Origin of the sequence: Kitasatospora sp. NPDC092948 (assembly GCF_044754805.1) — a bacterium.
In the GTDB taxonomy this organism is placed as follows: domain Bacteria; phylum Actinomycetota; class Actinomycetes; order Streptomycetales; family Streptomycetaceae; genus Kitasatospora.
The window spans coordinates 1-19,502 of the sequence record NZ_JBIVPU010000016.1 but is presented as its reverse complement, the minus strand read 5'-3'; the positions used below and the strand labels follow the sequence as shown (position 1 = coordinate 19,502).

Sequence of the window (19,502 nt, the reverse complement as noted above, 5' to 3'; positions counted from 1 at the left end):
CTTGAAGGTGTGTGCGGCACACCCCTATTCTGACTTTGTGCCGCTAATGAACAAAACAGTAGCCCGACCTTCCTCCACCACCTCCCCGTCCGGCCGACGCTCCTCCTGGTCGGCGGCACGCCTCGCCCTCACCGCCTTCTTCGCCGTCGACGGCTTCCTGTTCGCCGCCTGGGTGGTCCGCATCCCCGATGTCCGCGCCCAGGTCGCCGCCTCGCACAGCGCCCTCGGCATGGCCCTGCTGTGCATCTCGGCCGGCGCGGTCGCCACCATGGCGCTGATCGGCCGGCTCTGCCTGCGCTACGGCTCCCGCCCCGTGACGGTCGCCGCCCTCGCCGTGTTCTCCCTCGCCGTCGCCCTGCCCGCCCACACCCACTCCGTGCTCGCCCTCGGCGCGGTGCTCCTCCTCTTCGGCGCCGGGTACGGCGCGGCCAACGTGGCGATGAACAGCGCCGCTGTCGACCTGGTCGCCGAACTCCGACGGCCCGTCATGCCGAGCTTCCACGCCGGCTACAGCCTCGGCGGCCTGCTCGGCGCGGCCGTCGGCGGACTGCTCGCCGGACGGCTCTCCGCCTCCTGGGCACTGGCCTCGGCCGCCGCCCTCGGCCTGGCCGTCACCGCCGTCGCCGGCACCGCCCTGCTGCGCGCCCCGGCGGCCCGCCCGCGCCTCGCCGCCGGCGCCGCGACGCCCGCCCGTTCGCGCCTCTCCCCGCACGCCCGCCTGCTCGTCGTCCTGCTCGGCCTGACCGCCCTGTGCACCGCGTACGGCGAGGGCGCCCTCGCCGACTGGGCCACCCTGCACCTCACCGACGACGTCCACGCGAGCGCCGCCCTGGCCGCCACCGGCTACGCGGCCTTCGCCTTCGCCATGACGGCGGGCCGCCTCTCCGGCACCTGGCTCTCCGAACGCCTCGGCCAGACCCGCGTCGTCGTGCTCGGCGGCCTCACCGCCTGCGCCGGCATGACCACCGCCGCCCTCGCCCCGTCCGTCCCCGCCGCCCTCACCGGCTTCGTCCTGGTCGGCCTCGGCCTGGCCAACGTCTTCCCCCTCGCCATCGCCCAGGCCGGCGCGACCGCCGGCCCCCAGGGCGTGGCCACCGCCTCCACCCTCGGCTACGCCGGCATGCTCGTCGGGCCCCCGGTCATCGGCTTCCTCGCCGACGCCACCTCCCTCCCCACCGCCCTCCTCACCGTCGCCGCCACCTCCGCCCTGGCCGGCCTGCTGTCCCTCACCGTCCGCCGCCACCGCCGGGCCTGACCCCCCGCCCGCTCCCCGATCGGGCCGGCGAGTCGTCCTCGACCCCGGTCCCGCCCAGGCCCGCGCCGTACGTCGATCAGTACGGCGCGGGCCTGGCGGATCCGCGCCGGGCAGGCGTCCGGCCGGCTCCTGCCCACCGGGCCGCCGTCGCACTCGCCCTCACCGCCGTCGCCGCCACCACCACCGTCGCCGCCCGCACCATCGGCGAACTCCGGTGCTTCGCAGCAGGCTTCGCACGTCCCCTCCGCCCACGCGGCCGCAGCGTCGACCCGATCCACCTGCGCCGGCCGGGCATGCTCCACCGCCGGCCCGTGAGGTTCTCGCGCCCGGAGCCACCCACGACGGTGTCGCCCCGGGCTCGCACGGGCAGAGAACAGGGGACCGGCGGCCCGGACGCCCCCACGCGCCCAGGCCGCCGGCCGGTCATTGACGGCTCGTCACGGGTGGGACGCATCGTCGATTCGAGGTGAACTCGGAGCAGGTGCCACCGACTTGGCCGGGACCTGTCGGTGCCCCCGCGGCCCGGCCCCGTCACATCCAAGATCCACGAGGGAGCATCCTGCCCCACTCGACGGCCCTCACCACGCCGATCCGGCCTTCCCGGTTCCGGGTGTTGTCCACCTGTGACGGTCGTTGCATCCTGTGCCGCACCTCTCGGCGCGTCGCGGTACTGCGGGTCAGCTCCCGTTACCGGTACGGCCGTTGACGCGGTACGGCTCACCGGGGACGAGGCCGATCCGGGCCGCCCACGCCGCCGCCTGCTCGTCCGTGACGTCGCGGTCGACGAGCCGGGCCGAGGCCAGCCCGGGCGGCAGCACCGGCAGTGCCTCCCATTGGCCAAGCGTCAGCGCCAGGTGCCGCAGGCCTGTCAACTCCCCCAGCACGGACAGGTCGAGAGGCCGGCAGCGCGTCAGGTTCAGCCACCACAGGGCGGGCAGGGTGCGCAGCACGGCGAGGTCCAGCGGTCCGTCACCTCCGCCGTCGGACAGGTCGAGGACGGCCAGCTGCGGGTGGCCGGCGAGCGGGGCGAGGTCGTCGGCGGCGACGGGGGCGGTGAGCGATTCGAGGGCCACGCCGCGCAGCGCGCCGAGGCCGTCGGCGGGGCGGGCTGCCAGGGTGACGCGGCGCAGGCGGGGTGCGGCGGCGAGCGGGGCGAGGACGGGGGCGGGGCCGGTGAGGTGGGCGTACAGCAGGGTGGTGGGGACGGTGTCGGGCGCGGTCTCGGCGTGCAGGACGGTCGGCGGGCCGGCCGGGTCGCGGGCGGACTCGGTGAAGTCGAGGTACGGCAGGTCGTCGTCCTCGTCGTCGATCTCGTAGCAGCCGCGGTCCAACAGGTCGAGGCAGCGGGCGAGCAGGGTGGTGACGGAGTCCGCGACGTACAGCGGGCCGTCGTAGCGGTCGCGGCCGATTTCGATCACCTGACCGGGGCGGCCGGCCTCGGCGGGGGCGAGGTCGACCGCGTAGTAGTTGCCGTCGTCGACGGTGGCGAACGGCAGCCAGGCCGGGTGGTGGTGTCGGCGGCGGACGGCGTCGAGCGGGCCGGGCTCGTCCTGCACCGTGGCCTCGTTCGGGTTGTCCCAGTTGAACCGCATGGCGTACGCCAAGTGCGCATGTCTGCCGGGGAGTTCGGCGAGCGGCAGCAGGCGGGGGCCGTCGAACACGTCGATGGAGTCCAGCACGTCGCCGCTGCCGTCGGCGACCAGGTACAGCGCCCGCAGGTCGGCGGGCAGCGGGTGGCCGAGCAGCGCCTCCGTCTCGGCGATCTGCTCCGGCGTGGCGGGCGGCGGCAACTCTCGGCGGTGGCCGAGGAGTTCGGCCCGACGGTCGACGCCGGCGCGGAGCAGGGCGGCGGCGCGTTCGGGGTCGCCGGCCGGGGGTGCGGTGGAGTCGGGACGGTCGTCGCCGGGGGCGGGGACGTGCAGGTCGGGGTCGAGGGCGGCGCCGATGCCACCGAGGGACGAATGGGTGAGGGTGGTGTCGCGGGTCGCGGTGACGGTGAACGACCCGGCGGCCAGGAGGTGCAGTTCGAGGCGGGTGCGGGGCCAGCCGCGCAGCGCGCCGATCGCGGTGGCGAGCGCGTCCAGGTCCGCCGCGACGGGGATCCACCGGCGGTGGACGCCGTCGGGCAGCGTCCAGTGGCCCTCGATCTGCTGGAAGGGGGCGCCGCCGAACTCGAGGTGCAGTTCCGTCCATTGCGCGGGCGCAGCACTCGCCAGCCGCAGGCAGCTCCGCCGGGCCGCCTGCTTGATCCGGTCCGCCGTCAATTCGCCGTCGTCATACGAGTGTTCGTTCACGGCGGCATCCTCGCAGCACCCTCCGACAGTTACCCCTCGGGGGCGCTCTCGCCCGGGAGGCGGAGGTCCCAGCCGACCAGGGCGCGGAGTTGTTCGGCGGTGACGCCGTCGGGGACGGGGCGGGGGGCCTCGTGGCGGATGGGGGGCTGCCAGCCGGCGTCCGGGTCCCAGGTGCGGACCTGGCGGGCGGGGGCACCGGCGACGACGGCGTAGTCGGGGACTTCGCCGGAGACCACGGAGTTGGCGGCGACCACGACGTTGCGGCCGAGCCGGGCGCCGGGCAGGATCACGGCGCCGGTGCCGATCCAGGAGCCGGCACCGATCGAGACGGGCTCGTTGCGCGGCCACTGCTTGCCGATGGGGAGTTCGGTGTCGCGGTACTCGTGGGCCTGGTCGGTGATGTAGACGTTCGGGCCGGTCCACACGTCGTCGCCGAGCACGATCTGCTGGTGGCCGACGATGTGGCTGCCGCGGCCGATCACGCAGCCGCCGCCGATCCGGACGATCGGTTCGGGGCCGAGGTCGAGTCCGGGCAGGAAGCCGGCCGAGATGGTGACGCGTTCGCCGATGATGGAGAACGGGCCGATGGTGATCCACTGTTCGTTGAAGACGGCGCCGAGCGGGAACGCCAGCTTGGTGCCGTCGCCGAGCTCCCCGAACCGGTACGGCCCGGGGTTGCGGTTGCTGACGGCGCCGGCGTCCTGCACCCACCGCCAGCCCTGGTGGACCGCGCGCCCGGCCGCCCGGCGTGACTTCGCACGGACGGATCCCAGCAGCGCGCGGACGATCGACATGCGCTCACCGTATCGGCCGGTGGCGGCCCGCGGCGGGCAACGGGACCAAACTCACACCGGCCGGTAACTTGTGTCGAACAGCCAGCTCAGCGCCCCGGCCGCGATCACCTGCGGCGCCGGCTCAGCGCACCCAGCGGGCCGGCCGCTTCTCCAGGAACGCGCGCATGCCCTCCTGCGCCTCCTCGGAGCCGAACAGCCGCGCGGACTGGGCGACCAGCTCCTCGGTGTGCCGGTCGAAGGATTCGCGGACGGCGGCGTTGGCCAGGTGCTTGGACTCGGCGAGGCCCTGCGGCGAGCAGAGTCGCAGCGCGTCCAGGAGGGTCTTCAGCGCGGCGCCGGTGTCGTCGGCGGCCTCGGTGACCAGGCCGATCCTGGCGGCCTCGGCGGAGTCGAAGGTCTCGCCGGTGAGGTAGTAGCGGGCGGCGGCGCGCGGTTCGAGCTTGGGGCGCAGCGGCAGCGAGATGACGGCGGGGGCGAGGCCGAGGCGGGCCTCGGTGAAGGCGAAGGTGCAGGCCGGTCCGGCGACGGCGAGGTCGCAGGCGCCGACCAGGCCGAGTCCGCCGGCCCGGACGTGGCCGTCGAGGCGGGCGATGACGGGCTTGGGGCAGTCGACGACGGCGCGTTGGAGGGCGACCAGGCCGCGCGGTCCGACGGTCGGGTCGTCGCCGGTGGCCTCGGAGAGGTCGGCACCGGCGCAGAACACCCGCCCGGTGTGGCCGAGGACGACCGCGCGGACGTCGGGGTCGGCGGCGGCGTCGGCCAGGCCGCGGGTGAGTTCGGCCATCAGCCGGGTGGAGAGCGCGTTGCGGTTGTGCGGGGAGTCGAGTTCGAGGGTGGTGACGGCGTCGGCGGTGCTGCGACGCAGGAGGGGCGCTTCGCTGGTCATCTGGGCTGGCCTGCCTTCCGGCTGAGGGTGGGTCGGACGGTGTCCGCCTGCACCCTGGCACGACAGCGCCCCCAGTGGCCAGCATTTGGTGCGTGCACACTCTCAATTCCCTTAAGGTCTAGACCTATTGACTGTTAACGGTCAACCTGGGTTGAGTGCTCGGCACACCGCTCGTTCCCCCCACAAGGAGTGGCCGATGTCCCCCACCCGCACCACCCCCCACCGCCGCACGGTCTCCCACCGCCGCACCCGCTCCGCCCGCGGCCGGGTCGCCGCCCTGCTGACCGGCGCGCTGGCCGCCGCCGGTCTGGCCGTCATGGTGCCGACGGCCTCCACCGCGGCCACCGCCTGCGCCGGCCCGTACTCGGCCTCGCAGGTGTACACCGGCGGCATGACCGCCTCCTACAACAGCCACAACTGGAACGCCAAGTGGTGGACCCAGGGCGAGACTCCGAGCACCGGCGGCTCGGGCGTCTGGGCCGACCAGGGCTCCTGCGGCACCGGCGGCGGCACCACGCCGAGCCCGAGCCCGACCCCCACCGGCGGCACCCAGAGCCCCAGCCCGAACCCCACCGGGACGGTCTGCGCCTTCCAGATCTGGGTGGCGGGCACCCAGTACACCACCGGCACGGTGGTCAAGTACGCGCCCAACGGCCAGTTCTACGTCGCCACCCACGACAACCCGGGCTACGACCCGACGATCTCCACCTGGTACTGGAGCCCGTCCAACTGCGCCGTCGACCAGCCCTCGCCGGGCCCGAGCAGCAGCACGACCGGCACCCCCAACCCGGGCGGATTCGTGGTCTCCGAGGCCCAGTTCAACCAGATGTTCCCGAGCCGGAACCCGTTCTACACGTACAGCGGGCTGGTCGCGGCGCTGAACGCCTACCCGGCGTTCGCGGGCACCGGCTCCGACACCGTGAAGAAGCAGGAGGCGGCGGCCTTCCTCGCCAACATCAGCCACGAGACCGGCGGGCTGGTGTACGTCGTCGAGCAGAACACCGCCAACTACCCGCACTACTGCGACACCACCCAGCCCTACGGCTGCCCGGCCGGCCAGGCCGCCTACTACGGGCGCGGCCCGATCCAGCTGAGCTGGAACTTCAACTACAAGGCGGCGGGCGACGCACTCGGCATCGACCTGCTGAACAACCCGAACCTGGTGCAGACCGACGCGGCCGTCGCCTGGAAGACCGGCATCTGGTACTGGATGACGCAGAACGGCCCGGGCACCATGACCGCGCACAACGCCATGGTCAACGGCAAGGGCTTCGGCGAGACCATCCGCTCGATCAACGGCTCCCTGGAGTGCAACGGCGGCAACCCCGCCCAGGTCCAGAGCCGGGTCAACGCCTACACCAGCTTCACCGCCATCCTCGGCGTCCCCACCGGCTCGAACCTGAGCTGCTAGCACCACGGCGGCGCGGGTGACGGCCCGTCACAGGCCGTCACCCGCACCGCGTCTGCCGTGCCGCCGGTCAGCGGCGCACCAGCATCGTCATGCCGACGCCCGCGGCGGCGAACATCGCGGCCAGCAGCAGCCAGCCGGCCATGCCGTGGGCGATCACCACCGAGGTGATCAGCACCGGGCCGATCATCAGCGCGCCGGACATGCCGGTGTTGAAGACGCCCTGGTAGGCGCCGTGCGCGTGCTCCTTGGCCAGGTCGTAGCCGAGCGCCCACGCACCGGCCTGGCTGTAGACCTCGCCGAGCGCCTGGAGGCCGACACCGGCGGCGATCACCAGCGCCGCCGCCCAGCCCGGCAGGCCCGCGGCCAGCGCCAGCACCGAGCACGAGCCGGCCACCAGCAGCGCGCCGCGGCGGAAGATCCGCGCCGCGGCGCCGATCTCCTCGGTGCCCCGGGTGGCCCGGACCTGAAGGACGATCACCAGCGCGGTGTTCACCAGCAGGGCGCCCGCCACCATCCAGCGCGGCGCGTCGGTCTCCCGCACCACCCACAGCGGCACCCCGACCTCGATCATCACGAACTGGAGGGTGATCACCGCGTTCAGGCCGGTCATCGCCAGGTAGCGCCCGTCCCGCAGCACCGCCGCCACGCCGCCGCCGGCCTTCGCCCTCGCGGCATGGTCGGCGGTCCGCGGCGGGACGTGCACCAGCAGCAGGTACATCAGGGCGATCACGCCGTAGGTCGCGCCGTCGACCAGCAGCGCCGCCAAGTACGCGCCCCGGCTGTCGAGTTGGAGCACCACCGCAGCGGCCACGGTGCCCAGCGAGATGCCGACGTTGGTGACCGAGCGCAGGTACGCCCGCCCCGCCACCCGGGTCTCCACCGGCAGCACCTCGGCGAACAGCGCGCCACGCACCGCCGAGCTGCCCCGGTCGGCGACGGCCAGCAGGCAGGCCAGCACCGCGAACACCGCCAGGTCGTGCACCAGCACGTACCCGACCGCGCACACCCCCTGGGCCAGCAGCAGCACCACCTGCACCGGCTTGGGCCCGTACCGGTCGGACAGCCAGCCGGCCGGCACGCCCGCCGCCAGCCCGAACGCCCCGGCGACGGTCAGCACCACGCCGACCTGCGCGACCCCGAAGCCCAGGATGCGGGTGAAGAACAGCACCGACAGGGTCATCGACAGGCCGTTGCCGGCCGTGTTGATCAGGGTGATCACGGACAGCCGGCGCAGCACCGGCTCCTGGGGCAGCAGCCGGGCGAACCGGCCGGGGGCATGGCTGGGCAACGCGGCCTGGTCGGCCGCGAGTTCAGTGGCGGTCATGGTCCGATCAGACCGGGTACGGAGCGGTCGTGGTATTGATTTAGCCCGGGACTGAATCCTCGGCCCCGAACAGGGGGAACACCATGGTGCTGCGGTTCCGGCTGGGCCTGGCCGATCTGGCCGCCACGTACTTCGCCTGCTCGCCGATCCAGGAGACGGTGCTCAGCCTGCGGATGTGGACGCACCCCGGCCAGTACCCGCACGGGGCGGCGTTCGAGCGGATGCGTCCGGCCTTCGAGGCGCTGCCGCAGGCCCCGCTGCTGCGCGCCCTGGTGGCGAGCAACAAGTACGTGCCGGACTTCATGACGCCCCGCCCGAGCGTCCCGTTCCCGGACTTCCGGTCCGAGCTGGCCGCCGTCCGCGCCTTCGATCCGGCCCGGCTGCGGCACGAACTGGAGATCACCTTCCTGCCGCACGACCGCGGGCTGCCGCCGCTGCTGGCCGGGCGCGCCGACCGCCCGGCGGAGCTGCTCCAGGACATCGCCGACGCCCTGGAGCAGTACTGGACGCGGGTGTTGGAGCCCCACTGGTGGCCGCGCGCCCGCTCGGTGCTGCACGCCGACATCGTGCACCGCGCCCGGGTGCTGGCCGAACGCGGCGCGGCCGGCCTGTTCGCCGACCTCGACCCCCGGCTGCGCTGGACGGACGGGGTGCTGACCATCGAACGGAACTGGGGCTGCGGCGATCTGGACATCCCGGTGGACCGGCGCGGTCTGGCGCTGCTGCCGACCTGCTTCGCCCGCGGTGCGATCACCGCGATCGGCCCCGACCTCACCCCGTCGATCAGCTACCTGGCGCGTGGGCAGGGCAACCTGACCGGCCCGGCCGACCCGCCGCCCGCCCCGCAGGCCCTGGAGCAGCTGCTCGGCGCGCCCAAGGCCCGCCTGCTGGCGACGCTCCAGGAGCCCACCGCGACCACCGAGTTGGCCCGCCGGCTGGGCGTCACGCCGGGCGCGGTCAGCCAGCACCTCGCCGTCCTGCACGCCACCCGCCTGGTCACCCGGGCCCGGCACGGCCGCCTGGTGCTGTACGCGCGCAGCCCGCTCGCCGAGCAGTTGATCGGCCCCTGAGTCCCCGTCAGCAGAACGCCATGACGGCGCCGGTCTCCACCGAGCAGCGGGCCGCCCGCATCAGCTGGAGGCAGATGAACGACTCGGTGGCGTAGCGCCGCCAGCCCTCGGGCGGCGGGCCGACGCCGTCGATCGCGTCGACGACCTCCGCGCCGTCCGGGTCGAGGTCCTCGGGCAGGCCGAGCACCTCGGCCAGGACCTTCAGCTCCGCCAGCAGCCGCACCGAGGACCCGAGCATGCCGCCGGACAGCTCCTCGTCGATCACCACCGGCCCGAAGTCCACCGGGACGTAGTAGCCCTCGCAGTCCGAGTGGTGGATCAGGTGGTCGAACGGGCCCGGCGGGTCGTCCGGTATGTCGAAGTAGGCCTCCCTCAACTCCGGGTCCTCGGAGGCCCGTTCGCCTTCCTTCAGCGGCTCGGGCAGCTGCCCGTTCGCGGCCAGGTGCGCGGCGACGCGGCGCAGCGTGTGCAGCCCCGAGTACCCCCACACCCGGTCGCTGAACTTCGGCCCCGCCAACGGCTCCTGCCAGCCGGGCAGGCCCTCGCGCTCCAGCACCGCGCCGATCGTCGCGCACTCCTCGCGGAACCAGTCCGCGACGTCCTCCTCGGCGCCGATCAGCGCGCCCACCACCACATCGAGTCCCATGCCGGGGATCCTGCCAGCCGCCGCCGACAGTCGGTCGATCATGGGCCCCTCCTGCTGTCAACCTCCGTCCGGTATAGACCTGTTGACGAGTTGGTCCAGTCCATTTACCCTCCTGTGTGCTGGCTCCCCGGCACCCCTGTACGGAATCCCCCACACCAGACAGGGAGTACCGATGCACGTCCGCTCCAGGCAACGCTTCAGGGCCCGTCTGCTGGCCCTGCTGGCCACGCTCGCCCTGCCGATCGCCCTGCTCGCCGCCACCCCCGCGCATGCCGCGGCCAAGCTCACCGCCACCTTCACCAGCGACAACTACGGCTCCTGGTGGAAGGGCACGTTCGTCGTCAAGAACCCCAACGCCACCGCCGTCACCGGGTGGACGCTGGAGTTCGACCTGCCGTCCGGCGTCACCATGACCGGCACCTACAACGGCACGGCCACCACCACCGGCAGCCACGTCGTCGCCACCAACGCGTACTACAACGCGACGGTGCAGCCGAACGGCTCCACCGAGCCGTACAGCTTCTGGTTCATCGGCAACGGCCCGATCACCGCGCCGCTCAACTGCCGGGTCAACGGCGACAAGTGCGACGGCACCCCGGACGTCCCGCCGACCGCGCCCGGCGCCCCGACACTGGTCGACGCCACCGCGCACAGCCTCTCGCTGAGCTGGCCGGCCGCGGGCAAGGGCGACTTCCCGGTCGCCTCGTACGACGTGCTGAACGGGTCGGTGATCCTCGGCTCGGCCACCGGCACCTCCACCACGCTGACCGGGCTCACCCCGGCCACCACGTACAGCCTCACCGTCCGGGCCAAGGACACCCGCGGCAACACCGGCCCGGTCAGCGCCGCGCTGAGCGCCGCCACCGTCGACCCGGCCACCGACACCGTGCCGCCGACCGCGCCCGGCAACCTCCGGTCCACCGGCGTCACCTCCACCAGCGTCTCGCTCGCCTGGGACGCCTCCACCGACAACAAGCGGGTCGCCGCGTACGACGTCTACCAGGGCAGCACCCTCGTCCAGACCGTCGCCACCACCTCCGCCACCGTCGGACAGCTCTCCCCCGCCACCCCCTACACCTTCACGGTCGTGGCCCGGGACGCCGCCGACAACAACTCGCCCGCCTCCAACGCCCTCACCGTCACCACCGGCGACCTGGCCGGGCCCGGAAAGTACTCCCGGGTCGGATACTTCGTCCAGTGGGGCATCTACGGCCGCCAGTACTTCGTCAAGAACCTCGACACCTCCGGCAGCGCCGCCAAGCTCGACGTCGTCAACTACGCCTTCGAGAACATCGACCCGGTCAACCTGACCTGCCTGGCCGGCGTCACCAAGGGCACCACCTCCGACCCCGAGGACCCCGAGCAGGGCACCGGCGCGGGCGACGCCGACGCCGACTACGCCCGGCCGATGAGCGCCGCCCAGTCCGTGGACGGCGTCGCCGACGACGGCTGGTCGCCGCTGCGCGGCAACCTCAACCAGCTGAAGAAGCTCAAGGCGAAGTACCCGAACCTCAAGGTCGTGGTCTCGCTCGGCGGCTGGACGTACTCCAAGTTCTTCTCCGACGCCGCCGCCACCGACGCCTCCCGCAAGAAGCTCGTCTCCTCCTGCATCGACATCTGGATCAAGGGCAACCTGCCGTCCTACAACGGCGCGGGCGGCCCCGGCACCGGCGCCGGCATCTTCGACGGCATCGACATCGACTGGGAGTGGCCCGGCTCCGCGGACGGCCACCCCGGCAACCACTACAGCGCCGACGACAAGGCCAACCTGACCCTGCTGCTGGCCGAGTTCCGCCGCCAGCTCGACGCCCTCGGCGGCTCGCACAAGCTGCTCACCGCCTTCACCCCCGCCGACCCCGCCAAGATCGGCCAGGGCTGGGACCTGTCCCGGATCTTCCAGTCCCTCGACATCGCCAACGTCCAGGGCTACGACTTCCACGGCTCCGGCTCCGACAACTCCTGGGAGCCGAACCGCACCGGCCAGCAGGCCAACCTGCACGCCGACCCCACCGACCCCTACCCGTTCCACTTCTCGGTCGAGAACGCCGTCAACACCTACCTCGACGCCGGCGTCAACCCGCGCAAACTCACCATCGGCTTCCCGTTCTACGGCCGCGGCTGGCAGAACGTCACCGACGGCGGCGCCCACGGCGCCTGGCAGGCCGCCGGTGGCGCGGCCCCCGGGCAGTTCGCCGAGGAAGCCGGCACCCGCGGCTACAACAACCTGATCACCTCGGTGCCCAACCTCACCGTCTACCACGACCCGGTGTCCGTCTCCACCTACGGCTACACCGGCAACAACGGCCAGTGGTGGACCTTCGACGACGCCTGGTCGATCGCCCAGAAGACCGCCTGGCTCAAGTCGAAGAACCTCCTCGGCGCGATGATCTGGGAGATGTCCGGCGACACCCCCACCGGCACCCTGATGAACGCCCTGGACACGGGCCTCAAGTAACCCCCCGGCAGGGGCGCGGGGAACCCCCGAATCCCAACCCCCGCGCCCCGCAACACCACGCAGGACAGCGCAACGCGAGACAACGCAACAACGCAACAACGCAGAAGGATCCGCCCGAGGAGGGAACTCCCCTCCCCGGGCGGATCCGTGAGCGCCGCCGGCTACCGGCCCGCGATCGACGCCAGCTTCCGCGCCGCCCGGTGGTCCCGCATGAGCTGCGCGAACGTCGTGTGCCCCTGGGTGGTCCGGGCGAACGCCCGCCACGCCGGGGTGATCAGCGACACCGCCGCGTGGAACATGTGCGGGCGCTTCTCGAACGAGGCCAGCATGATCTTTCCGGCCCGCATCTCCACGCCCAGGCCCGCCTTGATGGCGAAGGAGTAGTTGAGCGCCTGGCGCCGCACGTCCGCCGCCCCGTTCGCCTCGGCGACCTGCACCGCCCACTCGCCGGCCAGCCGGCCCGACCGCAGCGCGTACGAGATGCCCTCGCGGGTCCACGGCTCCAGCAGACCGGCCGCGTCGCCCGCCACCAGCACCCGGCCGCGGGACAGCGGCGAGTCCTCGGCCCGGCAGCGCGTCAGGTGCCCGGACTCCACCAGCGGCGTGAACCCGGACAGGCCGAGCCGCCGGATGTAGTCCGCCAGGTACTGCTTGGTCTTCTCGCCGTCGCCGCGCGCCGAGATGACGCCGACGGTCAGCGTCCCGGAGTCGGTCTTCGGGAACACCCACCCGTACGAGCCGGGCAGCGGGCCCCAGTCCAGGTGGATGCGTCCGGCCCACGCCCGGGAGACCGTCTCGGGGACGGGGATCTCCGCCTCCAGGCCCAGGTCGATCTGGTCGAAGCTCACGCCGACATGACGGCCGATCCGGCTCGCGGAGCCGTCCGCGCCGACCACCGCCCGCGCCTCGACCCGCCCGCCGCCGGCCAGCGTCACGAAGACGGTGCGGCTGTCGCCGCCGGCCTGCTCGACGCCGGTCGCGGTGACGCCGGTGACCAGCACCGCGCCGGCCTGCTCGGCGGCCTGCACCAGACGCAGGTCGAACTCGTCGCGGTTGACCACGCCGAACAGCATCCGCTTCGAGCGCCGGGTGCGCGTCCACTTGCCGTTCAGCGCGAAGGTGACGGCCGAGATCCGGTCCTGCAACGGGAGTTTGAAGTCGGCCGGCAGCGAGTCCCGGGACGGGCCGATGATGCCGCCGCCGCAGGTCTTGTAGCGGGGGTGCTCGGCCTTGTCGAGCAGCAGCACCCGCCGACCCCGCGTCGCGGCCGCGTACGCCGCGGACGACCCGGCCGGCCCGGCGCCGACCACCACCACGTCCCACACCTCGTCGAGCAGCGCGGCCCTCTCGGCGTCCTCCGCCGCCGCGTCCGCATCGACGCCCGCGTCGCCGCCGGCATCGACGTCCGCCTCGGCGTCCGCACTCGCGCGCGCCGCCGACACGGCGTCCGACGGTCCGTCCGACGCGGCGTCCGCCGTCTCGTCCGACGCCCCGTCACCGGCGTCGTCGGCAAGGGCCGCGACCGGCTCGACGGGGTCCAGGTCCTGGGTGCTACCGGTGTCAGTCACGGTCGCCCATCCTAATCTGCCGACCCCGCTCTCCGGCCAGGACCCGCCCCCGCCGGACAACTGCGGTACGCCCGCCGTACGGCACGCGTCGCAGCCGACTGTCACCGACCCCTTCCGGAGAGCTGAACCGCAGGTCAAGGCCTTGCCAAGGGCGTCCCGAACCGGTTCAGTAAGGGCCATGCCGCATATCGCGCTCCCCACCCCCGACCCCGGTATCCGGGGCCTGCTGTCCTTCCACCCCGCCTCCGGACTCCGTCTGAGCGAGCTCGCCGAGCAGCTCCTGCGCGGCGAGTCCCCGCTGTCCGTCGGCGAACGCGAGCTGATCGCCGCCTACGTCTCCTCCCTCAACTGCACCCGCTACTGCGCGGCCGCGCACGGCGCCACCGCCGCGCACCGCCTGGACGGCGATTTCGCCCTGGTCGACGCCGTCCAGAACGATCTGGCCACCGCCCCCGTCTCCGACCTGATGCGGGCCCTGCTGCACCTCGCCGGCAAGGTCGCCGAGAGCGGACTGTCCGTCACCGAGCAGGACATCGCCGCCGCGCGGGCCGTCGGCGCGGACGACACGATCATCCACGACACCGTGCTGATCGCCTCCGCGTTCTGCATGTACAACCGCTACGTCGACGGCCTCGCCGCCCTCACCCCCGACGACCCGGCCCTCTACCGCATGATCGGCGCCCACCTCTCCGACCACGGCTACCTCCCCCAGCCCGACGAGCAGCCCGCGCAGGCCGTGCAGCCCGCGTAAGCCCGCGCAGCCCGCGTCCCGCCGCCCGGACACCCCGCCCGGGCGGCGGCCCCACGGCTCACAACTTGGCGAGGAACCGGTCCAGTTCGGTCCGCGAGTGGTACGACACCTTCACCCGCACCGGCCGCCGCCGCCCGGGCAGACGCAGCCACAGCGAGTTCCACGTCGTGCCGCGCTTCACCCCGGCGACCAGCCCGGCCGCCTCCGCGAGCGGCGCCATGTGCAGTGCCCGGTTCGGCCCGTCCCCACCGCCGGGACCGGTCAGCACGAACACCGAACGGTCCGTCGCCACCAGGTAGTACCACGTCGCCAGCCTCCTCCCCAGCCACGGGCCGAACGCCCCCACCAGCCAATCGGCGCCGCCGCCCACCCCCAGCACGACCAGCCTGGGCCGCTCGCTCTCGTCCATCCGCAGCACGGCCCGCCGCGCCGCCGAGACCAACGCCAGCTGTCGCTCCGTCACGTCTTCCCCAACCCCTCCAGTGGCGCGCACGTTCGTACCCGCAGCGGCAGAGGCTACCGCGCCCGGCCGCTCGCGCGCGGCCGCCGCTCAGCGGGCGGGCGCAGCCCCCGTCGCCGCCCGTCGCCCGCCCTCCAGGTACCTCAACTCCCCTTCCGCCCGGGCCTCCAGCGCGGCGACCAGACGGCGCAGCCGCGCCGCCGGCAGCATCGTCCCGGCCTCCCGGAGGGTCGCGAAGTGCCAGTCGCGGAGTTCACCGGTGGGCAGCCTCAGCCGCAGGATCTCGGAGGGGCCGAGCCGCCCGCCGTCGTAGACCAGGCGCAGGCCGCCGCGGGCGCGGCCCTTGCCCGGTTCCCAGTCGACGGCGAGCAGCCGCAGCTCTTCGGGGTGCAGTCGCAGGCCGAGCTCCTCGGCGGCTTCCCGGACGGCGGCGGCGGTCGGCGACTCGCCGCGTTCGACGACGCCGCCGGGGAACTCCCAGTGCGGCTTGTAGGCGGGGTCGACCAGCAGCACCCGGTCCCGGTCGTCGAAGAGCAGCACGGCGGCGGCGACGGTGTCCCCGTCCCCGCCCTCGGTGCGCACGATCGGACAGCGGGCGGCCCCGCTGCGCACCAACTCGGCGATCCGTTCGGCGGTCTGACGAATTGTCAGTACGCCGTTGTCGATCATCCGGGCGTCGCCGGCCAGCCAGCCGCGCGCGGTGAGGTACGCGGGCAGCGCCTCCCGGCTGCGCTGTCGGAGCGAGCCGTCCCCGGTGGTGGCGATCCGGGCCCGCAGGATCGTTTCGACAGGGTCGAGGACGACGTGGTGGACGGCGAGCCCGCGGCCGGCCAGCGAGCCGAAGATCTCGTCGCGGTGGTCCTGGCGCAGCAGCGTGATCGGGACGAGGACGGGCCCGGCGGTCTCGTCGGCCAGCGCGGCGGCGGTCTCGGTGACCAGCCGCCGCCACGCGGGCAGCTCCTGCGGGTCCGTCACCTCGGCGAGGCGGCCCGGCGGCAGCGTGGCGCGCAGCAGCGTCTCGACGGTGTCCGACTCGAACAGCACGCTGCCGGGCAGCAGCTCCGCCAGCTCCCGGCAGGCGCTCGTCTTGCCTGCCCCGAATGCCCCATTGACCCAGACGATCACAGCATCCCTGCCCCTCTGTGCCGGCCCGGCAGGTCCGCCGGGCAGCGCGGGGCCCGGGCCCCCACGCCTTCCCAGTGGTACCCACTCCCCGGGCTCCTGAAAGGACCGCCTTGGCCGCGCCGGAGCACCCCGCCCTACCTGCCCGGCTCCAGCAGTTGCTTCTTCAGCACCTTGCCCATGGCGTTGCGCGGCAGGTCGTCGACCATGACGACCCGGCGGGGGCGCTTGTGCACGGACAGCCGCTGCGCCACGAAGTCGATCAGCTGGTCTTCGGTCAAATCTTTCCCCGAGGCGACCACGTAGGCGACCACCAGCTGCCCGAGGTCGTGGTCGGGGGCGCCGACCACGGCGGCGTCGGCGACGCCGGGGTGGTCGCGCAGCGCGGCCTCGACCTCGCCGGCGCCGATCCGGTAGCCGCCGCTCTTGATCAGGTCGACGGAGGCGCGGCCGACGATCCGGTGGAAGCCGTCGGGTTCGATCACGGCGACGTCGCCGGTGCGGAACCAGCCGTCGGCGGTCCAGGACTCGGCGGTGGCCGCGGGCCGACCGAGGTAGCCGTCGAACAGGGTGGGGCCCTGGATCTGGAGGTCGCCGACGCTCTCGCCGTCGTGCGGCAGCTGTTGCCCGTCCTCGCCGATCAGTCGGGTGCGCACGCCGGGCAGCGGCACGCCGACCGCGCCGGGCCGCCGTTCGCCGTCGGCCCGGGTGGCGACGGTGATCAGCGTCTCGGTCATGCCGTAGCGCTCGGCGGGGGCCTGCCCGGTGAGCCGGCGCAGCTGTTCGAAGACGGGGACGGGCAGCGGAGCGCTGCCGGACACCAGCAGCCGGGCGGCGGCCAGTTCGCGGGCGGCGTCGGCGTCGGCGGCGATCCGGGACCAGACGGTGGGGACGCCGAAGTACAGGCTGCCGCGGGCGGCGGCGTACCCGGCGGGGGTGGGGCGGCCGGTGTGCACCAGCCGGCTGCCGGTGCGCAGTGCGCCGAGCACGCCGAGCACCAGGCCGTGCACGTGGAACAGCGGCAGGCCGTGGACGAGGGTGTCGTCGGCGTTCCACTGCCAGGCGTCGGCGAGGCCGTCGAGTCCGGCGGCGACGGCCCGGTGCGGGATCAGCGCGCCCTTGGGGGCGCCGGTGGTGCCGGAGGTGTACAGCACGAACGCCGTCCGGTCGGGGTCCTCGGCGGCGGGCCGCCACTGGCCGCTCGGCCGGTCGGTGAGCCGGACCGGAAGGGCCGTCAGCCCCTCGGTGTCCGCGGGCAGACGGGTGCCCGCCAGCAGGGTGGCGCCGCTGTCGCGCAGGATGTGGGCGCGTTCCAGCGGCCCGGAGTCGGGCGGCAGCGGCACCACGGGGACGCCGGCCAGCAGTCCGCCGACCACGGCCGCCACGGTCTCCGCCTCGGGGCGGGCCAGCACGGCCAACGCCGGGGCCCCGGCGGCCCGTTCGGCGACCGCCCCGGCGGCGCGCAGCAACTCTTCCCGGGACAGCGCGAGGCCGTTCACCACCACCGCGTCCGCGCGGTCCCCGTACACGCCGTCCAGTGCCGTCAGCAGTTCCATGCCGCCCGACTCTACGAGCCGGGGCGTCCGGAGTACACCGGCGACGCCGTTCGCCGGGCGAATCGTCATCGACCGTGCTGAGCTGGGGCGTTACTGAATCACTCCAGTTTCTTTACCAAATCCGGTGGCCGACCGGAACCATCCCCACCACCCGTTTCGGACTATGGCCGGGCCTCGCCGGTGCCGGTGGGATAGGGATCGCCCGGCCGGTCGAGCCGGGAACCGTCTCTCTAGGAGTCCCCTTGGGCATGCCCCCCGCCACCGCGGGTCCCCGACGCTCCATCGTGCTGCGGGCCGCCGCGCTGTTCGCCGTCGGGGCCACCGCCCTGACCGGCGCCACCGCGACCGCCCGGACGGCGACCGACCTGCACCTGCCGGCCGCTTTCCATCTGCGCCCCGCCTCGGCCGGGCACATCGACGCGGTCGGCCGGGTCGCGCCGATATCGACGTCGGACTGTGTGTCGCAGATCGGCATCCACTGCTACTCCCCGCTGCAGTACCGCCAGGCCTACAACCTGAACCCGCTGTACCAGCAGGGCGTCACGGGCAAGGGTCGCACCATCGTGATCGTCGACTCGTTCGGCTCGCCGACCATCCAGCACGACCTGGAGGTGTTCGACAAGCAGTGGGGCATCCCGGACACCCAGGTCGAGGTCGTCAAGTGGGGCAACGTCCCGGTGTTCGACCCGACCAACCCGGACCACACCGGCTGGGCCGGTGAGACCACCCTCGACGTCGAGTACGCGCACGCCGTCGCCCCCGACGCGCACATCGTGCTGGTGGAGACCGGCGTCGCGGAGACCGAGGGCGTCACCGGCCTGCCGGAGATGATGGACGCCGAGAAGGCGCTCATGCAGCACCGCGACGTGGACGTGATCTCGCAGAGCTTCGGCGCGACCGAGAACACCTTCCCGGGCTTCGACAAGGGCGACTTCAAGTCCATCGAGAGCCTGCGGTACGCCTTCAAGTTCGCCGCCGCCAAGGACGTCACCGTGCTCGCCGCCTCCGGCGACAACGGCGCCACCGACTCGATGGAGAACGGCGACGACCTGTACCCGTACCGGGTCAACTCCTGGCCGTCCGCCGACCCGCTGGTCACGTCGGTCGGCGGCACCGAGCTGACCCTGGACAACAGCGGCAACCGCACCGCCCCGGACAAGGTCTGGCACGACGCCTACGGCGCGGCCGGCGGCGGCGTCTCCGGAGTCTTCGAGCGCCCGTGGTACCAGACGGGCGTGGCGAACGTGACCGGCAACCACCGCGGCACCCCGGACATCTCGATGAGCGCGGCCGTGGACGGCGCCGCCTGGACCTACGAGTCCTACGACCCGACGGCCGTCGGCTGGCACCTGACCGGCGGCACCAGCGAGGCCACCCCGATCTTCTCGGGCATCGTGGCGCTCGCCGACCAGGCCGCCGGGCACCGTCTCGGCCAGATCAACCCGCGCATGTACGCGCTGGCGGCGCTGCCCTCGCAGCTGAGCGGCATCGTCGACGTCACCGCGGGCGACAACTCGTGGGGCGGCGTGACCGGTTACAAGGCCGTCAAGGGCTACGACCTGGCGTCCGGCCTCGGCACCATCGACGCCAACCGCTTCGTGCACGCCCTCGCGGGCCGCTGACCCTCCGTCACGACCGCATGAGCGTCACGACCGCATGAACGACAGCGCGGCCCCCGGGAAACCCCGGGGGCCGCGCCGTTGTCAGCGTTCGACGAGTCAGCCCTTGCGGGCCTTGACCTCGGCGGTGAGCTGGGGCAGGACGGTGAACAGGTCGCCGACGACGCCGTAGTCGACGAGTTCGAAGATCGGGGCCTCGGGGTCCTTGTTGACCGCGACGATGGTCTTCGAGGTCTGCATGCCGGCGCGGTGCTGGATCGCGCCGGAGATGCCCGCGGCGACGTACAGCTG

16 protein-coding genes are annotated in these 19,502 nt (G+C 73.4%); 6 read left to right on the top strand and 10 right to left on the bottom strand.

Annotation, left to right across the window (positions count from 1 at the left end; translation table 11 throughout):
• The first annotated feature begins 37 nt into the window (after positions 1 to 37).
• Positions 38 to 1,255, top strand: coding sequence for an MFS transporter (locus ACIQF6_RS31430; protein WP_400901109.1), 1,218 nt, complete (start codon positions 38 to 40; stop codon positions 1,253 to 1,255).
• A 677-nt stretch (positions 1,256 to 1,932) separates the two neighbouring features.
• On the opposite strand, the gene ACIQF6_RS31425 is transcribed toward ACIQF6_RS31430, so the two are convergent.
• The 3 genes from ACIQF6_RS31425 to ACIQF6_RS31415 form a co-directional block, all read right to left on the bottom strand.
• Positions 1,933 to 3,549 (bottom strand): SMI1/KNR4 family protein, encoded by a 1,617-nt coding sequence (locus ACIQF6_RS31425; protein WP_400901107.1) that lies wholly within the window; start codon positions 3,547 to 3,549, stop codon positions 1,933 to 1,935.
• A gap of 29 nt (positions 3,550 to 3,578) precedes the next feature.
• The gene (locus tag ACIQF6_RS31420) at positions 3,579 to 4,343 is read right to left on the bottom strand and encodes an acyltransferase (protein ID WP_400901105.1); all 765 of its coding nucleotides are present in this window, start codon (positions 4,341 to 4,343) and stop codon (positions 3,579 to 3,581) included.
• A 121-nt stretch (positions 4,344 to 4,464) separates the two neighbouring features.
• Positions 4,465 to 5,229: an enoyl-CoA hydratase family protein gene (locus tag ACIQF6_RS31415; protein WP_400901103.1), complete on the bottom strand. Its 765-nt coding sequence runs from the start codon at positions 5,227 to 5,229 to the stop codon at positions 4,465 to 4,467.
• Positions 5,230 to 5,545: 316 nt separating this feature from the next.
• Between ACIQF6_RS31415 and ACIQF6_RS31410 the strand changes: the two genes are divergently transcribed.
• On the top strand, positions 5,546 to 6,640 hold the full coding sequence (locus ACIQF6_RS31410; RefSeq protein ID WP_400901331.1) for a glycoside hydrolase family 19 protein: 1,095 nt from the start codon (positions 5,546 to 5,548) through the stop codon (positions 6,638 to 6,640).
• A 67-nt stretch (positions 6,641 to 6,707) separates the two neighbouring features.
• On the opposite strand, the gene ACIQF6_RS31405 is transcribed toward ACIQF6_RS31410, so the two are convergent.
• Positions 6,708 to 7,964 (bottom strand): MFS transporter, encoded by a 1,257-nt coding sequence (locus tag ACIQF6_RS31405; protein ID WP_400901101.1) that lies wholly within the window; start codon positions 7,962 to 7,964, stop codon positions 6,708 to 6,710.
• A gap of 83 nt (positions 7,965 to 8,047) precedes the next feature.
• On the opposite strand from ACIQF6_RS31405, the gene ACIQF6_RS31400 reads away from it, so the two are divergent.
• A complete protein-coding gene (locus ACIQF6_RS31400; RefSeq protein ID WP_400901099.1) occupies positions 8,048 to 9,034 on the top strand; it encodes an ArsR/SmtB family transcription factor in 987 nt (328 codons plus the stop codon).
• 7 nt (positions 9,035 to 9,041) lie between these two features.
• On the opposite strand, the gene ACIQF6_RS31395 is transcribed toward ACIQF6_RS31400, so the two are convergent.
• On the bottom strand, positions 9,042 to 9,722 hold the full coding sequence (locus tag ACIQF6_RS31395; RefSeq protein ID WP_400901097.1) for a hypothetical protein: 681 nt from the start codon (positions 9,720 to 9,722) through the stop codon (positions 9,042 to 9,044).
• A 130-nt stretch (positions 9,723 to 9,852) separates the two neighbouring features.
• Between ACIQF6_RS31395 and ACIQF6_RS31390 the strand changes: the two genes are divergently transcribed.
• On the top strand, positions 9,853 to 12,135 hold the full coding sequence (locus ACIQF6_RS31390) for a glycosyl hydrolase family 18 protein (RefSeq protein ID WP_400901095.1): 2,283 nt from the start codon (positions 9,853 to 9,855) through the stop codon (positions 12,133 to 12,135).
• Between the two features lie 161 nt (positions 12,136 to 12,296).
• Here ACIQF6_RS31390 and ACIQF6_RS31385 read toward each other — a convergent pair whose 3' ends face one another.
• Positions 12,297 to 13,703, bottom strand: a complete 1,407-nt coding sequence (locus ACIQF6_RS31385) for a geranylgeranyl reductase family protein (RefSeq protein ID WP_400901093.1) — start codon at positions 13,701 to 13,703, stop codon at positions 12,297 to 12,299.
• 178 nt (positions 13,704 to 13,881) lie between these two features.
• On the opposite strand from ACIQF6_RS31385, the gene ACIQF6_RS31380 reads away from it, so the two are divergent.
• A complete protein-coding gene (locus ACIQF6_RS31380; RefSeq protein WP_400901091.1) occupies positions 13,882 to 14,454 on the top strand; it encodes a carboxymuconolactone decarboxylase family protein in 573 nt (190 codons plus the stop codon).
• Between the two features lie 58 nt (positions 14,455 to 14,512).
• Here the strand turns inward: ACIQF6_RS31380 and ACIQF6_RS31375 are convergent, their stop codons facing one another.
• The 3 genes from ACIQF6_RS31375 to ACIQF6_RS31365 form a co-directional block, all read right to left on the bottom strand.
• Positions 14,513 to 14,917 carry a hypothetical protein gene (locus tag ACIQF6_RS31375; RefSeq protein ID WP_400901089.1) on the bottom strand — a complete coding sequence of 135 codons (405 nt, stop codon included), beginning with the start codon at positions 14,915 to 14,917 and terminating at the stop codon, positions 14,513 to 14,515.
• Positions 14,918 to 15,004: 87 nt separating this feature from the next.
• Positions 15,005 to 16,039, bottom strand: a complete 1,035-nt coding sequence (locus tag ACIQF6_RS31370; RefSeq protein WP_400901087.1) for an NUDIX domain-containing protein — start codon at positions 16,037 to 16,039, stop codon at positions 15,005 to 15,007.
• A 134-nt stretch (positions 16,040 to 16,173) separates the two neighbouring features.
• The gene (locus ACIQF6_RS31365) at positions 16,174 to 17,592 is read right to left on the bottom strand and encodes an acyl-CoA synthetase (protein ID WP_400901085.1); all 1,419 of its coding nucleotides are present in this window, start codon (positions 17,590 to 17,592) and stop codon (positions 16,174 to 16,176) included.
• Positions 17,593 to 17,840: 248 nt separating this feature from the next.
• On the opposite strand from ACIQF6_RS31365, the gene ACIQF6_RS31360 reads away from it, so the two are divergent.
• Positions 17,841 to 19,214 carry a S8 family serine peptidase gene (locus ACIQF6_RS31360; protein ID WP_400901083.1) on the top strand — a complete coding sequence of 458 codons (1,374 nt, stop codon included), beginning with the start codon at positions 17,841 to 17,843 and terminating at the stop codon, positions 19,212 to 19,214.
• A gap of 96 nt (positions 19,215 to 19,310) precedes the next feature.
• On the opposite strand, the gene ACIQF6_RS31355 is transcribed toward ACIQF6_RS31360, so the two are convergent.
• Positions 19,311 to 19,502, bottom strand: a 192-nt coding sequence (locus ACIQF6_RS31355; protein WP_400901081.1) for an electron transfer flavoprotein subunit alpha/FixB family protein, incomplete at its 5' end; no start/stop codon positions are given.

Bases quoted from the DNA above. Each gene is read 5' to 3' on its own strand.
- ACIQF6_RS31420 (WP_400901105.1), bottom strand. From the start codon at position 4,343: ATGTCGATCGTCCGCGCGCTGCTGGGATCCGTCCGTGCGAAGTCACGC.
- ACIQF6_RS31415 (WP_400901103.1), bottom strand. From the start codon at position 5,229: ATGACCAGCGAAGCGCCCCTCCTGCGTCGCAGCACCGCCGACGCCGTC.
- ACIQF6_RS31410 (WP_400901331.1), top strand. From the start codon at position 5,546: ATGGTGCCGACGGCCTCCACCGCGGCCACCGCCTGCGCCGGCCCGTAC.
- ACIQF6_RS31405 (WP_400901101.1), bottom strand. From the start codon at position 7,964: ATGACCGCCACTGAACTCGCGGCCGACCAGGCCGCGTTGCCCAGCCAT.
- ACIQF6_RS31400 (WP_400901099.1), top strand. From the start codon at position 8,048: ATGGTGCTGCGGTTCCGGCTGGGCCTGGCCGATCTGGCCGCCACGTAC.
- ACIQF6_RS31395 (WP_400901097.1), bottom strand. From the start codon at position 9,722: ATGATCGACCGACTGTCGGCGGCGGCTGGCAGGATCCCCGGCATGGGA.
- ACIQF6_RS31390 (WP_400901095.1), top strand. From the start codon at position 9,853: ATGCACGTCCGCTCCAGGCAACGCTTCAGGGCCCGTCTGCTGGCCCTG.
- ACIQF6_RS31380 (WP_400901091.1), top strand. From the start codon at position 13,882: ATGCCGCATATCGCGCTCCCCACCCCCGACCCCGGTATCCGGGGCCTG.
- ACIQF6_RS31365 (WP_400901085.1), bottom strand. From the start codon at position 17,592: ATGGAACTGCTGACGGCACTGGACGGCGTGTACGGGGACCGCGCGGAC.
- ACIQF6_RS31360 (WP_400901083.1), top strand. From the start codon at position 17,841: ATGCCCCCCGCCACCGCGGGTCCCCGACGCTCCATCGTGCTGCGGGCC.